The organism is Pseudomonas uvaldensis (genome assembly GCF_021271205.1).
In the GTDB taxonomy this organism is placed as follows: Bacteria; Pseudomonadota; Gammaproteobacteria; order Pseudomonadales; family Pseudomonadaceae; genus Aquipseudomonas; species Aquipseudomonas uvaldensis.
In genome coordinates this window covers 1-319 of the sequence record NZ_JAIWKS010000056.1, presented here as the reverse complement: position 1 = coordinate 319, position 319 = coordinate 1, and the positions used below count along the sequence as shown (strand labels likewise).

The 319-nt window shown below is 62.4% G+C and carries 1 protein-coding gene; it reads right to left on the bottom strand.

What is annotated here, in order from left to right:
- Nucleotides 1-319: AMP-binding protein (locus LCU97_RS26565; RefSeq protein ID WP_232778225.1), on the bottom strand; the 319-nt coding region annotated here is incomplete at both ends.

The window sequence follows — 319 nt, the reverse complement described above, 5'->3', positions numbered from 1 at the left end:
CGCTACGCCAGCGCCACCGATGTACATCTCGCCCGGCACGCCCAAGGGCACCGGCTGCCGGTGTTCATCCAGCAAGTAAAACTGGGTGTTCGCGACAGGCTTACCAATGTGCGGAACAAACCCATCCTCGCGGGCCATCGACACCCAACTCGAATAGGTCGTGGTTTCCGAAGGGCCGTAGAGGTTGCACAGGCGCTTGACGGAAGTCTGCTCGAACAGCGCCTCAACCAGACTGCGTTTGAGCGCTTCACCGGCGACGTTCACCGTGTCCACGCCCTCACCCAACCCACCCGACTCCAGCAACGCCTTGAGCGCCGAC